The 17,464-nt window shown below is 59.9% G+C and carries 12 protein-coding genes; 6 read left to right on the top strand and 6 right to left on the bottom strand.

Going from position 1 to position 17,464, the window contains the following annotated elements; genetic code table 11:
* The first annotated feature begins 43 nt into the window (after positions 1–43).
* The gene (locus MOP44_RS20180; RefSeq protein ID WP_260792164.1) at positions 44–886 is read left to right on the top strand and encodes a fumarylacetoacetate hydrolase family protein; all 843 of its coding nucleotides are present in this window, start codon (positions 44–46) and stop codon (positions 884–886) included.
* Positions 887–942: 56 nt separating this feature from the next.
* Here the strand turns inward: MOP44_RS20180 and fucP are convergent, their stop codons facing one another.
* Positions 943–2,283, bottom strand: a complete 1,341-nt coding sequence (gene fucP / locus MOP44_RS20175; protein ID WP_260792163.1) for an L-fucose:H+ symporter permease — start codon at positions 2,281–2,283, stop codon at positions 943–945.
* 138 nt (positions 2,284–2,421) lie between these two features.
* On the opposite strand from fucP, the gene MOP44_RS20170 reads away from it, so the two are divergent.
* Both MOP44_RS20170 and MOP44_RS20165 read left to right on the top strand, forming a co-directional pair.
* Entirely contained in the window at positions 2,422–3,996 is a 1,575-nt protein-coding gene (locus MOP44_RS20170) for an aldehyde dehydrogenase (NADP(+)) (protein WP_260792161.1), read from the top strand.
* 134 nt (positions 3,997–4,130) lie between these two features.
* Positions 4,131–6,755: a M1 family metallopeptidase gene (locus MOP44_RS20165; protein ID WP_260792153.1), complete on the top strand. Its 2,625-nt coding sequence runs from the start codon at positions 4,131–4,133 to the stop codon at positions 6,753–6,755.
* Positions 6,756–7,184: 429 nt separating this feature from the next.
* On the opposite strand, the gene MOP44_RS20160 is transcribed toward MOP44_RS20165, so the two are convergent.
* Both MOP44_RS20160 and MOP44_RS20155 read right to left on the bottom strand, forming a co-directional pair.
* Positions 7,185–7,778, bottom strand: a complete 594-nt coding sequence (locus MOP44_RS20160; RefSeq protein ID WP_260792151.1) for a hypothetical protein — start codon at positions 7,776–7,778, stop codon at positions 7,185–7,187.
* Between the two features lie 348 nt (positions 7,779–8,126).
* Positions 8,127–9,488, bottom strand: coding sequence for a sigma-54 interaction domain-containing protein (locus tag MOP44_RS20155; protein WP_260792149.1), 1,362 nt, complete (start codon positions 9,486–9,488; stop codon positions 8,127–8,129).
* 481 nt (positions 9,489–9,969) lie between these two features.
* Between MOP44_RS20155 and MOP44_RS20150 the strand changes: the two genes are divergently transcribed.
* From MOP44_RS20150 to MOP44_RS20140, 3 genes are all read left to right on the top strand, one after another.
* Complete coding sequence (locus tag MOP44_RS20150; RefSeq protein ID WP_260792148.1) at positions 9,970–11,220, top strand: AAA family ATPase; 1,251 nt, start codon at positions 9,970–9,972, stop codon at positions 11,218–11,220.
* Between the two features lie 375 nt (positions 11,221–11,595).
* Positions 11,596–12,384 (top strand): PilZ domain-containing protein, encoded by a 789-nt coding sequence (locus MOP44_RS20145; protein ID WP_260792146.1) that lies wholly within the window; start codon positions 11,596–11,598, stop codon positions 12,382–12,384.
* Positions 12,385–12,753: 369 nt separating this feature from the next.
* Entirely contained in the window at positions 12,754–13,056 is a 303-nt protein-coding gene (locus MOP44_RS20140) for a hypothetical protein (RefSeq protein ID WP_260792139.1), read from the top strand.
* 265 nt (positions 13,057–13,321) lie between these two features.
* Here the strand turns inward: MOP44_RS20140 and MOP44_RS20135 are convergent, their stop codons facing one another.
* The 3 genes from MOP44_RS20135 to MOP44_RS20125 form a co-directional block, all read right to left on the bottom strand.
* Positions 13,322–15,550 carry an eCIS core domain-containing protein gene (locus tag MOP44_RS20135; RefSeq protein WP_260792137.1) on the bottom strand — a complete coding sequence of 743 codons (2,229 nt, stop codon included), beginning with the start codon at positions 15,548–15,550 and terminating at the stop codon, positions 13,322–13,324.
* 708 nt (positions 15,551–16,258) lie between these two features.
* Complete coding sequence (locus tag MOP44_RS20130; protein WP_260792136.1) at positions 16,259–16,474, bottom strand: hypothetical protein; 216 nt, start codon at positions 16,472–16,474, stop codon at positions 16,259–16,261.
* A 96-nt stretch (positions 16,475–16,570) separates the two neighbouring features.
* On the bottom strand, positions 16,571–17,416 hold the full coding sequence (locus tag MOP44_RS20125) for a hypothetical protein (RefSeq protein WP_260792134.1): 846 nt from the start codon (positions 17,414–17,416) through the stop codon (positions 16,571–16,573).
* Positions 17,417–17,464: the final 48 nt, after the last annotated feature.

Raw genomic sequence — 17,464 nt, 5'->3', positions numbered from 1 at the left:
CCCTACTTTCATTCATTAGCGATTTCATTTGGAGGCTTGATTCGTGAAACTTGTCACCTTTTCGACGAAAGACGGCGTGCTGCGGCCGGGAGCGCTTGAGTCTGAAAGCAATCTGGTTGTTGATCTCAGCGCGACCGGATGCAAGGATGCGCTGGCCGTGATTGCTGCCGGTATCAGCGAAGTGCCAAAAAATCCGGGCGCGTACGCGGGGCATCGGCTCAGCGACGTCAAGCTTCACGCGCCGCTTCCCAATCCACCGCGTGTGTTTGCGATTGGGCTCAACTACAGGGATCACGCCAAGGAATCCGGGATGGAGCTGCCTACCTCGCCGGTGGTGTTCTTCAAGCTGACGACCTCGGTGATCGGGCCTGGTGACGCGATTGTGCTGCCGAAGAACTCGACCATGCCGGATTACGAGGCTGAGTTTGCGTTCGTCATCGGCAAGGGCGGATATCGGATCGCGGCGGACGACTGGCGCAAGCACGTCTACGGCTACACCATCGTGAACGACGTGAGTGCGCGCGATGTGCAGTTTGCTACGACGCAGTGGTCGATGAGCAAGAGCTTTCCCACATTCTGCCCGATGGGCCCGGCAATTGTAACTGCCAATGAGATCGCCGATCCGCATGCTCTGCAGATCGGCCTGACGATCGATGGCGAGACGCTGCAGAACTCGAGCACCCGCGAGCTGGTGTTTGGGATTCCTGCGCTGATTGAGCATCTCTCGTCGATTACGCCGCTGCTGCCGGGAGACGTGATCTCGACGGGTACGCCGCCGGGCGTTGGACTGGGACGGAATCCAAAGCGGTGGCTCAAGCCGGGCGAGACCGTCACCGTCAGCGTGGAAGGACTGGGATCGCTGACCAATCCGGTGGTAGCTGAATAAAGAGTCGCGGGCCGCAATTCGATCGATCCCGGCCCGCACCGTTAGTGCTGCGTTCTTTATCCGAGCGCCAGGCCGGGCTCTGCGGCCAGTTCTTCCTGATCGGGCGCGGAGCCGAGCCAGGCATAAAGCGCGATAGCCGCAAAACAGAGCGCGGGCACCACGTAGGAGACGGCCAGACCCTCCATATCGCCTACGCGCCCCATTACCAGCGGAATCGCCGCCCCGCCGACGATCGACATGACTATGACCGCGCCACCAGTCTTGGTGTGAGTTCCAAGGCCCTTCACTCCCAGCGCGAAGATGGTCGGGAACATCATGGACATGAAGAAGCTGGTTGCGACGAGGCACCCGACGCCGAGCCAGCCGGGCCGGATCACGGCCACTCCGCAGGTAATGGTGTTGATGATGGCGTAGACGGCAAGAAGCCGCGAGGCCTTCACGTGCCGCAATAACCACGTTGAGAAGAATCGGCCGGTGGTGAACGCGACCAGTGCGACGGTCAGCAGATAACCTGCTTTGCGCTCGCCCATTCCGGTGTAGCTCTGCACGTAGGGAATCTGCCAGCTCCATGCGCCCACCTGCGCGCCTACATACAGGAACTGCGCGAGCACCGCGAAGACGAAGTGCTTGCGCTTCCAGAGCGGTTTGGAGGTGTCGTGCTCGAGGGTGTTGCGCGAGTAGTCCATGCCGGTGTGCGGGAACGGCGTGCGTGCGATGAGGATTGCCCACAGCAGCACCAACGAACCGAGCACGAGATAGGGTGTTACGACGCGCAGTGTTTCGGACTTGAGGTAGGCCTGGTAGGTTCCGGCAGCCTGGAGCGCGGCGACCTGGTCCGGCTTCAGCTCAATGCCGGAGAAGATGAAGCGGCTCCCGATGAGCACCGCCGTGATGCTTCCGAGCGGATTGAACGATTGCGAAAAGTTGACGCGCTGCGCCGCACTCGCCGGATCACCGATCTGAATGATGAATGGGCTGGCGCCGGTCTCAAGAAAAGCCAGGCCGCTGGCGATGACGAACAGCGCGGTGAGGAAGAACCAGTACTGGCCTACGTGCGCGGCGGGGTAGAACAGGATGCAGCCTGCACCGTAGAGGCATAGGCCGATCACGATGCCTGTTTTGTATCCCGCGCGGCGCATGATCACGCCTGCCGGATATGCGAGGAAAAAGTATCCGAGATAGAAGGCGAACTGCACCAGGCCGGCTTCAAGGCGGTTGATCTCGAACGACTTCATGAACTGACGGATCAGGATGTCATTGAAGTTGTTGGGAATTGCCCATAGGAAGAACAGCGCAGTCACCAGGACAAACGGCAACATGCGTCCACGGGGAACCAGCGGAGCGTGGAGATTCGTTTGTCCGTTGGTCTGGGAGGTAACGGTCGGGATGCTCTGCAAGAAGATGCCTCCGGGACGGGCCTGTGGTTGTATGCGCGAAAAAAGGCCGAAAAGCCGTCCGCACCGTTCTATCGAATTGCAGCATGAGATGGCAAACCCACGCTCCTGCTCGGGGCAGTGCGGGATAATGCAGATGTGATGGAACTAACTGGACTGTCCTTCCTCGGCAACAAGCGCGGTGCGACCGGCGGCCGCACGTTTCAGGCTGCGAACCCTGCAAGCGGCGAAGCTGTTGGACCGGTGTACCACTCGGCGACTGTCGCTGAACTGGATCAAGCGGTGCGGCTGGCGGCGGAAGCCTTCGAGAGCTACTCGAAGGCTTCGGGCAAAGGGAAGGCGGCCTTTCTGCGGCGTTGCGCTGACGGATTCGACGCGCGGAAGCAGGAACTGGCCGAGCGGGCGAATCTAGAGACGGCTCTGCCGATCACGCCGCGGCTAGTGGGCGAAATCGCCCGGACGGCGGGACAATTGCGGTTGTTTGCGTCGATGGTCGAAGAAGGATCGTGGGTGCAGGCGCGGATTGACCCTGCGCTGCCGGAGCGGCAGCCGCTTCCGCGGGTGGATTTGCGGTCGATGCTGAGGCCGCTGGGCCCGGTGGCGGTGTTCGGAGCGAGCAACTTTCCGCTGGCGTTTTCGGTGGCAGGCGGCGATACGGCGTCGGCTCTGGCGGCGGGATGCCCGGTGGTGGTGAAGGCGCATCCGGCACATCCGGGGACAAGTGAGATTGCGGCCGAGATCATCAGCGAAGCCGTCGCGGCTGAGGGACTGCATCGGGGCGTGTTCACCATGGTCTACGATGCAGGCGTTGAGATTGGATCGGCGCTGGTGCAGCACCCGCTTATCAAGGCTGTCGCATTCACTGGCTCCTTGAAGGCAGGGCGGGCGCTGATGGACCTGGCGGCTGCACGGCCGACGCCGATTCCCTGCTTCACGGAGATGTCGAGCGGCAATCCGGTGTTTGTGCTGCCCAGCGCACTGCGCAAAGGGCCAGCGGAGCTGGCGAAGAACCTGTTTGGATCGGTGACGCTGGGCGCGGGCCAGATGTGCACCAAGCCCGGAATCGTGCTGGTACCCGAGGCTGCGGAGGGACAGCAATTCTTCGAGGAACTCAAATCGCTGGTCGAGAAGGCGCAGCCGTTCACGCTTCTTACGGCGGGAATTGCTAAGGCTTACGGCAGCGCGACCAATGAGCGGGCCGGGCAGATTCCGCTGGCGGCCGCCGCGGCCGTTGCGGAGGCGCCCGGGTTCGCGGCTCATTCGAAGCTGTTCACCGTGCGCCTGGACAAGCTTATCGGGCAGCCGGAGCTCGCCGACGAGATCTTCGGGCCGGACACCCTGCTTGTGCATTGCGACACGACGCAGGACTACGTGCGGGCGGCGCGCTCGCTAGACGGGCACCTGACAGCATCGATCCTGGGGGATGAGGAGGACCTGATCGCGCATCGTGAGCTGGTTGAGGTGCTGGAGCAGAAAGCGGGACGGCTCATCGTCAACGGCTTCCCGACGGGCGTCGAGGTGGCACATGCGATGGTGCATGGCGGGCCTTATCCATCTACCTCTGACCCGCGGTTTACGTCAGTGGGATCGCAGGCGATCTATCGGTTTGCCAAGCCGGTGTGCTTCCAGAACTTTCCGCAGGCTCTGCTTCCGGCCGAGTTGCAGGATGCGAATCCATTGGGGATTCGGCGGCTGCGGGATGGGAATCCGGAGTAGGCGAGGGATTAGGCATTAGGGATCAGGCATTAGGCTTCGCCGCCTAGAATAGAGGCTTGTCCGGTGTCTGAACACAGAGCCGGTGCAGTCGGGCTCGGGCTACGCGCAGTTCCACAACTCCGTCACGAGGTTTTATGCGAAACATTTCTGCTCCCTTCTGGCATGCGCTGAGCGCGGCTGCTGTTGCGTTGCTGTTCACTGTGTCGGCAACGGAAAGCAGCGCGGAACGCCTTCCGCAGAACGTGAAGCCGGAACACTACGTGCTGACGCTGACTCCCGATTTGAAGGCTGCCACGTTCGCGGGCGTGGAGCGGATCGACGTGGAGGTGAAGCAGCCGACGAAGACCATCACGCTCAACTCGGCCGAGATCGAGTTTCAGGCTGTGACGGTGAAGGCCGGCGGCAAGGAGCAGACGGCGACGGTTGCAACGGACAAGGAGAAGGAGCAGACGACCTTCACGGTGCCGCAGGAAATTGCAACGGGCAAGGCATCGGTGTCGATTCATTACACGGGGATTCTGAACAACGAACTGCGGGGCTTCTATCTCTCGAAGACTGCCAAGCGCAATTATGCCGTGACGCAGTTTGAGTCGACGGACGCGCGGCGGGCGTATCCGAGCTTTGATGAGCCGGCGCTGAAGGCGACCTACGATGTGACCCTGGTCGTCGATAAGGGCGATACGGCGATCTCGAACAGCGAGATTGAGAGCGACACGCCGGGGCCGGGCGCGGACAAGCACACGCTGAAGTTCGGCACGACGCCGAAGATGTCGACGTATCTTGTGGCGTTCCTGGTGGGTGATTTCCAGTGCACGGGCGGCGAGCAGGATGGAGTGAAGATCCGGGTGTGCGCAACGCCGGACAAGGTGCAGTTGACGCATTATGGCGTGGATGTTGCGAAGTACGTGCTGCACTACTACAACGACTACTTCGGAATTCCCTATCCGCTGAAGAAGCTCGATTTGATCGGGCTGCCGGATTTCGAAGCGGGTGCGATGGAGAACTTCGGGGCGATCACCTATCGCGAGACGGCGCTGCTGATCGATGAGAAGACGGCATCCGTGGGTGCAAAGAAGGAAGTGGCGCAAGTGATTGCGCACGAGATGGCGCACCAGTGGTTCGGCGACCTGGTGACGATGGCCTGGTGGGACAATCTCTGGTTGAATGAAGGCTTCGCGACGTGGATGGAGATGAAGCCGGTGGAGGCGATGCATCCCGAGTGGAACATCGACCAGGCGGAAGCCGCGGGACTGGACGGAGTGTTGGACCTGGATGCGCAACCGACGACACGGGCAATTCGCGCTAAGGCCGATACGCGGGAAGAGATCGAGCAGATGTTCGACGGCATCTCGTACGGCAAAGCCGGTGCGGTGCTCAACATGGTTGAGAACTACGAGGGCCGCGAGACGTTCCGCAAGGGCGTGCACAACTACCTGGCCGCGCATGAGTACGCGAACGCGACGGCCGAGGACTTCTGGGGAGCGCAGACCGCGGCAAGCCACAAACCGATCGACAAGATCATGGACAGCTTTGTGGCCCAAGCGGGAGCGCCGCTGTTGACGTTTGGTGATCCGACGGGCGGGAAGGTCGAGGTATCGCAGCGGCGGTTCTTTCTGAGTCCGAGCATCAAGCCGGATGCGGCGCAGAAGTGGACGATCCCTGTTTGCTTCAAAGCTGCTAATGGCCAAGACTGCCAGGTGATGACGCCAGAGTCGACCAGTCTAAGCGTTCCGGCGGGTTCGCTGTTCTTCGCCAATGCGGGTGGCCGCGGCTTCTATCGGAGCGCGTATCCGGCGGACAAGTACGCGGCCCTGGTGAAGCAGGTCGAGACGGGTCTGAAGCCGACGGAGCGCATCAATTTGATCGGCGATGAGTGGGCGCAGGTGCGTGCCGACAAGGCCACGGTGGGCGACTACCTGAATCTGGTGAGCGCAGTGAAGAGTGACGGAAATGCCGAGGTGATCGCGAACGCGCTGAGCGGGGTGGGAAGCATCTACTCGCGCGTGGCGGCGACCAAGGAGGAGCAGGAGCGGCTGGGTGCGTGGATTCGGAATACCTTCTCGGACGAATATGCGAAGCTGGGGCCGCCGGCGGAGAGCGATTCACCGAACAAGCGCGAGTTACGGGCAACGTTGATGCGCACGCTGGGCGGTTTTGGCAAGGATCCGAAGGTGATTCAGCAGGCGAAGGAGATTGCCGAGAAGTACATTGCCGATCCGGGGTCGCAGGATGCAACGCTGGCGCAGACGGCTACCGCGATTGCGGCTCAGCATGGAGATGCGGCCCTGTTCGACAAGCTGCAGCACGTTTTTGAGACATCGACCGACCCCGAGATGCAGGAGGCGTCGCTGGCGATGCTGGCGATGTTCCAGGAACCGGCGCTGGAACAGAGGGCGATGGATTATGCGCTGACGGATAAAGTGCGGAAGCAGGATGCAGCGTTCCAGTTTGCTATTGCGCTGCAGAGCGCCGAGACACGCGATCGGGCGTGGCAGTACGTGAAGGAACATTGGGAAGCGGTCCGCGGGCTGCTGACGCCGGAGCTGGGCGCGGCGCTGGTGAGCTCAACGTCCACGTTCTGCTCGGCGGACGCGCGCCAAGATGTCGAGCAGTTTTTCACGGCGCATAAGGTAGCATCGGCCGATCAGACGCTGAAGCACGCAGTGGAGCGGATCAATGGATGCATTGAGTTCCGCGGCCTGCAGCAGGCGAATCTGACCAAGTGGCTCGGGACGCAGGGGATGGCGAACGGGCAATAGCAGCCAACACCTGTGGTACGGCCACTTCGCCGCCATTCGTGCCTCGAGAGGCGAATCGGATTTTAGGCAGGGATCTCCTGTGGTGCGTTTGGGCGTGGGGTGAAGCGGCAAGTGCGAACGGCTGTTTATGGTCCTTCCTGGCGGGTTGGCGACCTTCTCCACCCCACGAACCAAAGACCGGTCCGCGGGGACCCTGGTTCGGACGTGGCAAGTTGGCGAGCTAGCGCTTAGTTCCCTGTCCCGGGGGGTGGGGGTCGTCTCTCTCTCTCAAAAGCAGCAAGTCAGGCACCGGCGGTGCGGCCGACTGCACCTGCGGAGCCACCCGTGCCTAGGGGGGGGTGCCCCAGGTGAAGCCTTTCGGCCGTCGGAGGTCAGACGGGGGCTGAAGCCCACGCTACCTAAAATGAGCAGCTTGCGGCATGACTGAAGTCATGCCCTGATACGAAGCCCGCCTGCGGCTAACGCGGCATCGGTGTCCTCTTTGCGCGGAGGGAGGGGGGTGGGGGGTACCTGCGGCTGCACTGTTGGCAGGGTGGGATTTGTGGTTTCCCAGGTCCCAACTGCGGGGACCTTGGGCACCCGGCTTTGAGAGAGGGGGGAGGAGGGCACCTGCGGTGCGGCCACTGCGGCTTCGCCGCCACTCTTGCCTAGGGGGGAGGGGGTGGGGGTGCTGGCCTCCTTCTTCGCGCGGTCGGCTGTTTCGGCGCGTGCTTCTTTGTCGGCCTGGAGGCGGCCGCGGCGGGAGGTGATGGCGACCTGAGCGGCGTAAAGCAGTTTGGTGGCGTGGGACGGGTCGATGGCGCCGATGGCGAGGCCCTGGGCTACGCAGGCGATGAAGGCGTCGACGTTGTCGGGGGTGGAGAGCCAGGGGAGTGCCTTGCGGTATGCCTTGCCGGCGTAGTCGCGCTCCCAGACGCCCGGATCGACGGGGTCTTTGCAGTTCTTGCGGGTGAGGGCTTCGCGCCAGGCGTTGACGCAGCGTTGGACGGCAGAGTTGATGGTAATTTCGTCGGCTACAGGCATGAGCGTTTCCTTTAAGTGCGAGAGATTTGGCGCAAAAGAAAATGCCCGCCGGATTGGGGTCCGGCGGGCACTGTTTTTGCTCCTATATTTAGGCTAGCAAATTGGAACAGTAATCGGCAATTAGTTTTCCACATTTTGGAGTTAGTGGATTCAAGGGGTTAGGTCGGTTTTCCACAGGAGAGGGGCTTGACAACGATTTGGAGAGGTCGCGGGGACGTTTTCGGGTAGCAGAAATCGTGGTCTGCGACGGGTCTCAGAAAACAACGCAACCGCAGATCCCTCGCTGCACTCGGGATGACGCCTCTGTGGGGGGTCGACCACTTGGAGCACTTTTGTTTGCGGAATGGACTATATTTCCGCACCTTCAAGGGTTGCTGAGGAGATGAGCGCATCTGATTCGGCGAGGCGAATGAGGCGGTGGAGGTAGCCGCGCGAGATGCAGAGGCTGCGGGCCGCCATCGTCTTATTGCCGTTGTTCTCGCGGAGGGCGTTTTCCGCCAGGCGGATCTTGTAGTCACGGAGCTGGCGCTCGAAGGATCCGCCGGCCAGGCAATCCTCTTCGTTGGTGACGGCCTCTTCATGCAGATTGCGGGGCAGGTCCTGGGCGCGAAGGGTGGTGCCGGGAGTAAGGATTATGGCGCGCTGGATAACGTTTTCCAGCTCTCGCACATTACCTGGCCAGTGGTAGTCCTGGAGAAGGGCGAGGGCCTCGGGTTCGATGGCGGTCATCCTTTTCTGGAAGAGCTGGCTGTAGTGGCTGAGGAAGTGCATTGCGATCTGCGGGATGTCTTCGGAGTGTTCCTGCAGGGCGGGGGTCTCAATTTTCATTACATTGATGCGGTAGTAGAGATCCTGCCGGAACCGGCCTTGTGCGACCATCTCGTCCAAGTCGCGATGAGTAGCGAAGAGAAGCCGCGCCCGAAGCGGAATTAGCCGGTTGCTGCCCAGGCGGCTAAACTCGCGCTGCTGAAGGACGCGGAGCAGCTTCACCTGCGTATAGAGACTGAGCTCGCCGATTTCGTCGAGGAAGAGGGTGCCGTCACCGGCCTGCTCGAGAAAGCCTTCGCGGGCGCCGGCCGTTCCGGTGAAAGCCCCTTTTTCATGCCCGAACAGTTCGGCCTCAATGAGGGTTTCAGGGATGGCGCCGCAGGCTACCGCAACGAACGGGCGGCGCGCCCGCGATCCGCGCTCGTGAATCGCGCGCGCGACCAGTTCCTTGCCCGTGCCGCTTTCACCGTTGATGAGCACGGAAGCGTCGATATTTCCCACGCGGTCGATGAGATGGTTGACCCGCTGCATGACTTCGCTGTCGCCGATCATTAGGTTGCGGCTGGCGGCGGCTTCTTCGAGCCGTGCCTGGGCGGAGCTGAACTCCTGCTTGCGGAGGGCAGCCTCATGGGCGCGGCGGAGAAGGATGCGAAGGTCGCGAAGGGAGGGTGGACGGCGGCAATAGCTGTACGCCCCGCTCCTTACCAGCTCGTTCGCGGTAACTCGGACAGCGTCGTCGGCCAGGACCAGCAGCGTGATCTGGGCTGCAATGAGGCGCCGGGCAGACTCGATTCGATCCTTGAGGGGCCCCTCCCGGGAGTTGAGATCGAGGATGACGACGGTACATTCTTCATCTTCGACAAGACTCCGAATCCCCGACTCAGTGGAATCGAGGAAGAACTGGAACTCGTTTCCCAGTCCGGAAGATAACAGAGGTTGCAAGGCAAAATCCTGCGAGTACAAACCGACTCGGATCACGGAAAGCTCCAACTGCAAAATGTAACAGTGGAGGTAAAGTAACACCCTCCAAGAAGCAAGCACAACGAAATTACGCATCGGTAATCATCTCAAAGGTAACTATCGTGCGAATTGAATCTGTGTCCGATTGAGTGCCGCTTAGGCGCCTACCTGTAAACGGGCGTACACACTTGTCCCAAAATGGACTGTAAGATCAAGAAAATTAGGCAGATTCCCGCGTTGGAACTTTGGTACGCGGATTGCATATTTATAGGCACCAGTTAGAAGGAATTAAACCCTCTCGACCGGCTTGGGAGGCTTCGCGACCCCCCCGCAATACCGCATTACGTAACGGAAGTACTCGGGCCCGGTGAAGGATCACCGTCTTCGGACTCGTGAGAAGCGGCAGCACACGACGCAAGGATTTCCGGCGGGTATGGGCCGGAAAAGGACATTTTTAGAAGAAATGCTACAGAGTCTGAAGATCAGCGATTACGAGATGACGAGACAGGAGCCAGCCCCGGCACCGGCGACGAGTTACGCGCCGGTGGCTGTGACTGGGGACGGTCTCTCGGTGGTGCTGATCGGCCCGGACGAGAGCCGGCGCTACTCAGTCGCCAGCGCGCTGACCGGAGCGCCGTGCCGAGTGAGCAACCAGCTATCGTCGTATCCCCATCTGGACCAGCTTCCCCGGATTCTTAAACAGAACTTCGATATTGCAATTCTCGACCTGGATAGCGACCCCGAGTCTGCGCTGGAGCTGGTTGAAAATCTCTGCGCCAACTCGCAGCTAACCGTAATGGTCTACTCCATGCGGCTGGACTCGGAGCTGATGTTGAGCTGCATGCGGGCGGGAGCTCGGGAGTTCCTGACGTTTCCGATCACGCCTGCAGCGATCAACGAGGCGATGGTTCGGGCTTCGGCGCGCCGCACTGCGGTTCGGCCAGGCACGAAGGAGAACGGCCGACTGTGCGTTTTCTGCGGGGCCAAGGGTGGCGCCGGAGTTACGACGATGGCGTCGAACTTCGCGGTTTCGGCTGCCAAGGAGACCGGGGAAAAGGTTCTTCTGATTGACCTCGACCTGCCGCTGGGCGACTCGGCGCTGGTGTTGGGATTGAACGCACAGTACTCCACCGTGGATGCTTTGCAGAACTCCGGGCGGCTGGATTCAAACCTGCTTTCGCGCCTGATTGTGCAGCATGATTCCGGCTTGCACGTTCTGGCAGCGCCAGGGAATTTCGTCAACTTCGACCTGAACCAGGAGGCTGTGAACAAGCTGATCCAGGTGGCACGCCAGGAATACGACACAGTGGTGATCGATTCCGGATCCAGGTTCCAGTTGAAAGGCAGCGCGGTCTTCGGACAGGAAGCCGTTGTGTACCTGGTTTCGCATGTGGGCATCTCGGAGCTGCGCAATTCGAACCGCATTATTTCCGAACTGTTCCCCGCTACCCTGCCGCGCGTGGAGATCATCTTGAATCGCTACTCCTCTTCGGCACTGGGCGTAGATGACGAGCACATCACCCGAGCGTTGACGCGTCCTGCCACGTGGCGGATTCCGGAGGACAGGGCGACGCTGCGCGAGATGCAGAACACGGCAACGCCACTGGTGCAGGGCGATTCCGGTGTCGCGAAAGTCATCAAGCAGATGGCGCGGACCGCATGCGGGCTGAACAGTGAGCCGGAGAAGAAGAAGGCTCTATTCGGATTGTTTTAGGCCAGGGCCGCATTGATGAGCCCTGACGTACTTGAGATTTGAAAGAGATTCAGAAGGAAAGGAGACAGTCATGGACAACGCTACCATCATCCGGGTTATTGCCGGCGTTCTGTTCGTCGTCGTGCTGGGCCTGCTGGTTCAGCGCCGTCGCTCGCGCGTAAAGTAAGTACGCGGGCGATCATCCCCCTGTCCAGTATCTTCTGGTGTGATGCGCCGGGCGAGACGTCTGGTTCGAACTGACGCTCTTCCCGGCGCGCAGCCGAAGGCATTATGAGAACTCTATTTGGGCCCGAGTATCAGAAGAATGATGTCCCTGGTCTGAACAAAAATTGCAAGATTTGTAGTGCTTGTCTGACTTCAGGAAGGCTAAAAGGCATGGATCCACGCAGGTACTGCGTCTACAACGAGACAAATGAGTGCTTCCTCAGCCTTGGAGTCACAGTCGGGAATAACACCAGCGCGCAGTTGAAGGGCGTGTTCGGGAAGGGGCCCTTCAAGTTTTATGAGGGAAGTTGGATCAAGCAGGCTAAGGGGCTCGGCACGGTGGGTCTCCTATCTCCGCGGGACCTTATATATCTAGATACACAGCTGAGAGTCGTTCGTGTCCTCGAGTCCTTTCCGCGGTTCCGCGTAGCGCCGCAGCATCCTGAAGCGAAGAGCATGCTGGCGCTGCCTGTCGGCACCATTGAGTCCACGCAAACACAACTCGGCGATCACCTCGTGATATGCGTGGCCGAAGAGATGCAAGCTCGTCTTCGCAATGCACAATCGTTGCTGGATGAGACCGATCATTGGCCGGCTGTCGGCGCGTCAGATGCGGTTAAGAACTGGCTGTCGCAGACTCCAGAGAAGAAGGATTGGCGCGAATCACAGCGGAAACGCTGGCCGCATCTGTCGGCTGTGGAGACTGAGACAGATGCGACGGAGGCGCACGCGGTTCGCGATATCAGCACGACCGGGCTCTATTTGCTGACCGACGAGCGCTGGCCGCTGGGAACCCGCGTACGGATGAACTTGCAACGTACAGATGCGCTCGACGATGCAACGATGATCCCCACCAGTATGGAATTGCGAGTGAGCCGGTGGGGCTCAGACGGCGTAGGCCTGGAGTTTGTCACAGCTAATGCTGAACACTCGGCGCTGGTTGCAGCCCACGTTCGGTAACCGGGCTCGGCTCTCGCGTACTTCCCTGCCGCAAAGCTTGCCACACGACTTTAGATTCTGCACTGTGCACGTGCTGCACCTTCCGGCGGCATTGTGTTCACTGCGGTGAACACCGTGATGACGTAGCTCAGACGTAAGTCTATGATCTTGTCGGAGTTAGCGTTGTGGCATCAGAGTTGCTGATTGCTTCGTATAACTCGTCTCAGCCAACTTAGTGAACGCAACCTTGTATGGAGGAGCCGCAGTCAGTGGGAGCACCTGAAAAGTTGGGCCATCGGGGCTCGAAACCGTTCAGGCCCGGCGAGATGAGTCGTAGCTGGAGTTGGAAACCAATGCAGGCCAAGTCAAAAAGACCACGGGACAGAATCAATGACGGCCACAACGACACGTTTTCGTTTTGCAGTATCTGAAGTTGAAGTTGCCACGGATCTCCCTCGAAGACGCAGGCGCATTACTCCTGAACTGGGTCGCGCGCTTGAGAAGCTTAACCACGCGATTGAATACCTCACCGATGAGTACATTCATCAGGGGAGTTCGATAACTGAATTGAACGATCATGCTTGCACAGTGGATTTGCTGAAGACTCTCCGGAAGCAGATTTACCTGGATGCCCCGGAGGTTCTTCCATTCGCTCAACGCTGTAAAACCTTCCTGACGCAGTTGTTCGCCTAGGGGCGTCACGATTGCATGAATCCGGACATCAAGATCCGGAAACTGAAGGTCTCCTGAACCCGGGGAGAGCGCAAGATTCACCGGGAACTCTGGTGCGGCTCTCCCTTTATTTTTCTCTTCCCTGCTCTGCCGCGAACTGCAAATCTGGCAATTCGCGGTTCTGTGTTTCGAAGAACCCCGGCGCATGCATGCATGCTGGAAAGCAAGAGCCCGCTCGATCGTGCGGGCTTTTGCTTTGTCCGACTAAGGGCCGCGCCACCGTGCTTCAATTCTGGAGGCCTTTCACAGCCCGGCCGGCTCCTTCCTCACTGAAGAACTGGCCTAGCAAATGGTCTATTTCTCTGCTGTCTTCAATCAGCGCGCGCCGAACAAGGTCGCGATAAGCGGCGGTACCTTCCTTCAGGCCTTTCTGCGCAATCTCGGCTTCGATTGTTCGATAGTGCCTATTCCACACCTCACGAATCTTCGATTGGTGTAACTGCATTTTGCCTTCGAGTTCCGGGGGCACTCCGCGCATATTATCTAAGGAATTGAGTTCGGATTCGCTGAAAGCGCCGGGGAAGCGGTCAAGCACCTGCAGCTCGATGGCGTGATGGACCTGACCGCCCTTCGGCAATCCGAGCTTCTGGGCAAAACCGTCGCGAATCTTTTCAAACTTGGTCCGTGCAGCTTCGGAAGCCGCCTTGCTTGCGGGACGACGCAAGGGGGCCTTGGGCGGCTTGGTCTGGGGCCCTTCATATTCCTCGATGCCTTCTTCGACCGCCTTATCGACGGCAGGGTCGACTTTCGCTTTCGGTAGCTCCGTTTTTGGTTTGGGTGCAGAGCTTTCCATCGGCTTAGAAGGCTGCGGCTCAACGCCGCCTCCGAGCCGCCCGAGGGTAGCCGAGGAAATCGCTCCAATCGCCACCAGTCGGCGCATGGCTTCAATCCACTCGAGTGAACCAACCGCGCCGCTCGTCAAAGTTGCACCCCTCACGGTCGCGACGGCTCCGCCGAATCCTCCCCCGCCTCCGCCTTCGCCTGCGCCGGAGGGCCCGGCTCCGCCGGACAATGCAAGTTCTCCTGCGGTCAACGCGAGTCCGACAATATTCGCGATCTGCCCAACCCTGTGCCAAGTACGCGCGTTATCCTCCAGTTCCTCTACGAATGAATCGAAGTCGGTCCCGAACCCGAACGATGGACTGTCAATCTGCTTCACGGCCTTTTCGACGGTCGCGGGATCAAGAGTGCGCATCGGCGCCAGCATCTTTTGGATATCCTCGCGGACCCATCCCACTTTCCTGGCGATTGTGTGCTGCGTCCCCTCAGTTGCAAACGCGACTCCCGTGTGAAGATAGGCCATGTGTACAGCCACCCCTCGAAAAGCAAACAACGCAGCCGTAACATGAGCGCCGGCAGCGCGCAACTGATCGGCACTCTGTGGGCCGCCAGCTTCTCCGGCGCCAGCGAGGTCGGCTCCTTCCATCAGAGTCTGCGCGACCCACTGGAGCTCGTCGACGTCCCAGTTCAGCTCGGGGTAGAACGATGAGAACCCCATGTCGCTTCCTACCGTCTGATACCCCACCTTCATGCTGCCGATCACGCGCAATTCCTCGGTGAGTCCCTTCATATCAGTAGCCAAGGCGAAGATGATTTGGCCGAGCCGATAGCCTGCGGCAACCGGAAGGTCGACGCTTCGGGCAGAGGCATGCTTTTCCACGGCCTGAAGGTTGTTCTCCAGCAACATCTTCGTGTAGGCATCGAGGTTAGGAGCGCGCAGCGCCGCAACTATCTCTGCGGCATCGGCCTGCAACTGTTCTGGAGTCTCCTGTTGCAGATAGAACTCACCCACCGATCCTTCCGTGACCGGCGATCGGCGCAGAGTGTTCGGGCCATATCCATCGAAAGCTGACTGCTGCGCGACGTGGGCTAACTCATGCGCCAGCAAATGCCGGCCTTCTCGAGTGCTCGGTGAATACTCGCCGTGGCCGAATACGATATCGTTGCCGACCGTATAGGCACGCGCTCCAACAACCCGCGCAGAATCGGAAGCGCGGTTGGTGGTGTGAATGCGTACCGGGTCAAGCGAGGTTCCTAAGCGAGGCTCCATGAAGGCGCGGCTCTGCGCGTCCAATGGCTCCCCCGGCGCGTTCAGGACGTCATGAACGATGGGCGGCGCTTCGCTATCCGATTGGGGAGCCGCCTCGGTCTTCCTGTGCAGCTTCTCTTCCTCTTCGCATTCGGCGCATTTCCTTTGCAGGATGTTGTTCCGGTTGGCGCCTGCAGGTTCAGGCATGCGCATGACGCGGTCTGCGACATGGTCGGCTTGGGCTTCGAGCGGATCATGGACTGCGCCGATTGCGAGTTTGCGGTGAAGGTGCGGGGAAGACCGGGAGAGCCGGCGCAACATGGCCTGGTTGCCGATGACGGCGCTCTGAACTGTGGAGGCGGGTCGCCTCGGAGAATGCGTATCCGGCTGGCTGCTCGCGATCGAGTTGTTCTTCCTTGCGTACATCGCGCTGGCATCCTTCCGGAGAGCACTTCTGGGATCAAATGCCGGGTGTTGCGCTGTCAGTGCACGAAATCGAGTGAGCTTACGGAGTGGTCAGAGCCGAACGGACTTTGGAGATGCCCGCGGGGAGGGGGGCACCGTGCGAGAAATTGTGCCACATCTTTTGAACGATGTGCCACCAGGACGCGCTAACTCGATTTCCGAGCGATCGAAAAGCCCGCTGGATGAGCGGGCTTTAGCGAAGAATCTTTGGTAGCGTTAACGACTACCAAAATGAAGACCTATATTGCTGATTCTAAGATGCCTAAAAATTGCTTCTTGGAATAGTTGCCCCCATTGTTGCCCCCACGTCGAAAAGAGACTCGAAACTGCCCTTTTCCTTCCCGATCTCCCGTCGGAATTCGTGTCGTTTGCGACCCAGGACGTGTCGGAAAAAGAGGGTTCCACTTCGAGGCCGCTGATGAGTTGAGGAGGCACGACTGTCTCCCGACCGGAATAGGAGCCGGGTAACGAACGGGCCTCAAAGGTGCCGAGACTACGACCGTGCCGCTGCCAATGAGCGTGAAGGCCCTAATTTCGATAGCGGACAACAAGACGCATCTGTCAGGCTAGCCCGTTACTCGTCAACCGGCTGAGGAAGCGCTCAATAGGCTTGTTTGGTCGTGAATGTCAGGAACAACGAGCTCGAATGCGTTGAGGCTCTCTAAAAGGTCAATTTTCCTCAAGAGGGGACAATTGAAACGCATCGCGCTTTATCCAATAGGGGTCCACTTCCGCAGGGTTCCGATCGGTGCACCGGAGTCCGCGCGTGGTGATGTATTCGTGTTCCAGTGTCCTGATGAGCAGAATCGCGCCATTAATAGGTTTGGAATCGGCGAGACTTGACCTCAGCCCTTTAAGCCCGGAAAGCACGCCTTCGATGTTCATATTCGCCCCTGTGCATCTCGCGATGCCTAAGCTGGCGCAGGAGCACTCCGCATATCTGCACTGAGAGGACGCGGCGCAGCGCCGCCCGGCCAAGCCCTAAACCGGCGGATATTGGATAACGAGCACGTTGTCGCTGCCGATCGTTACAGTTCCCGGCCCAAAAACAGGACAGTGGCTTGGATCGGTAGGATCGGTGCTGCTGTCCGAACATTCAGGATCATCCGGCTTCGTGACTACCCATTCGTACGTATTGCCCGCCGTAAGCCCGGGAACCGTGAAGGGTTGCAGCATGCTTCTCGCGCCGCATTCGAGGTTGTCGTCGTACCCCGCATCGACATTCCAGTATTGCCAGGCTCCATTCGTGGTCACATTCCGCAGGTGGAAGAGGACCGGCAGATGCCCCGTGTCGCTCATCGGCGTGTTGTCGCAGTTGTAAAACTCAATCCCGCTGGGGTGCTGTTCTTGCGGGCCCGGGCCGGGATCGGGCGACGGAGGAGGTTTGCTGGGGTCATCGCCTCGATTGAACGAGTCGCTCCATCGCTTGTCGCTGTGCCCCCACTCGTTCCAGGCCACGACAGACACCCTCCAATCGGTGTCGTAGGAGAGTTCCCCCTGGCTCAACCAGGCCGTGTCGGAAGTCCAACCATCCCAGCCCCGCTCCCAGTTGCCGTCGAGGTACATCTCGAAGTTGGGGTGATAGAGAGTGGCGAAGCGAAACGTTCCCGCACTCGCGTCTTTCCAATCCACTCTTCCCCAGTTGTAAATCTCCGTGATGATGGGCGCCTTCGGCCCCGCCACGTTGCTGAACAACTTCATCAGTTCGGTCAACGTAAACGACGAGGGAACCGGGATGTGATTGAGATGAGCGACCTCCGTGGCGATCGCGCGGAGGCTCGTCAGTTTCAATCTGCTGGCCATATCCAGAGGTGATTGCTTCATCATGGCATCTCCTCACCCGGCTTTGCGATTGAGAGGCACGGCGTGCGCCCA

The organism is Occallatibacter riparius (genome assembly GCF_025264625.1).
Lineage (GTDB): Bacteria > Acidobacteriota > Terriglobia > Terriglobales > Acidobacteriaceae > Telmatobacter > Telmatobacter riparius.
Note: the sequence above shows the minus strand (reverse complement) of the source record. Positions and strands in the feature narration are given on the sequence as shown.

Coding starts and splice junctions, on each gene's coding strand:
- MOP44_RS20170 (WP_260792161.1), top strand. CDS start 2,422: ATGGAACTAACTGGACTGTCCTTCCTCGGCAACAAGCGCGGTGCGACC.
- MOP44_RS20165 (WP_260792153.1), top strand. CDS start 4,131: ATGCGAAACATTTCTGCTCCCTTCTGGCATGCGCTGAGCGCGGCTGCT.
- MOP44_RS20160 (WP_260792151.1), bottom strand. CDS start 7,778: ATGCCTGTAGCCGACGAAATTACCATCAACTCTGCCGTCCAACGCTGC.
- MOP44_RS20150 (WP_260792148.1), top strand. CDS start 9,970: ATGCTACAGAGTCTGAAGATCAGCGATTACGAGATGACGAGACAGGAG.
- MOP44_RS20145 (WP_260792146.1), top strand. CDS start 11,596: ATGGATCCACGCAGGTACTGCGTCTACAACGAGACAAATGAGTGCTTC.
- MOP44_RS20140 (WP_260792139.1), top strand. CDS start 12,754: ATGACGGCCACAACGACACGTTTTCGTTTTGCAGTATCTGAAGTTGAA.
- MOP44_RS20135 (WP_260792137.1), bottom strand. CDS start 15,550: ATGTACGCAAGGAAGAACAACTCGATCGCGAGCAGCCAGCCGGATACG.
- MOP44_RS20130 (WP_260792136.1), bottom strand. CDS start 16,474: ATGAACATCGAAGGCGTGCTTTCCGGGCTTAAAGGGCTGAGGTCAAGT.
- MOP44_RS20125 (WP_260792134.1), bottom strand. CDS start 17,416: ATGATGAAGCAATCACCTCTGGATATGGCCAGCAGATTGAAACTGACG.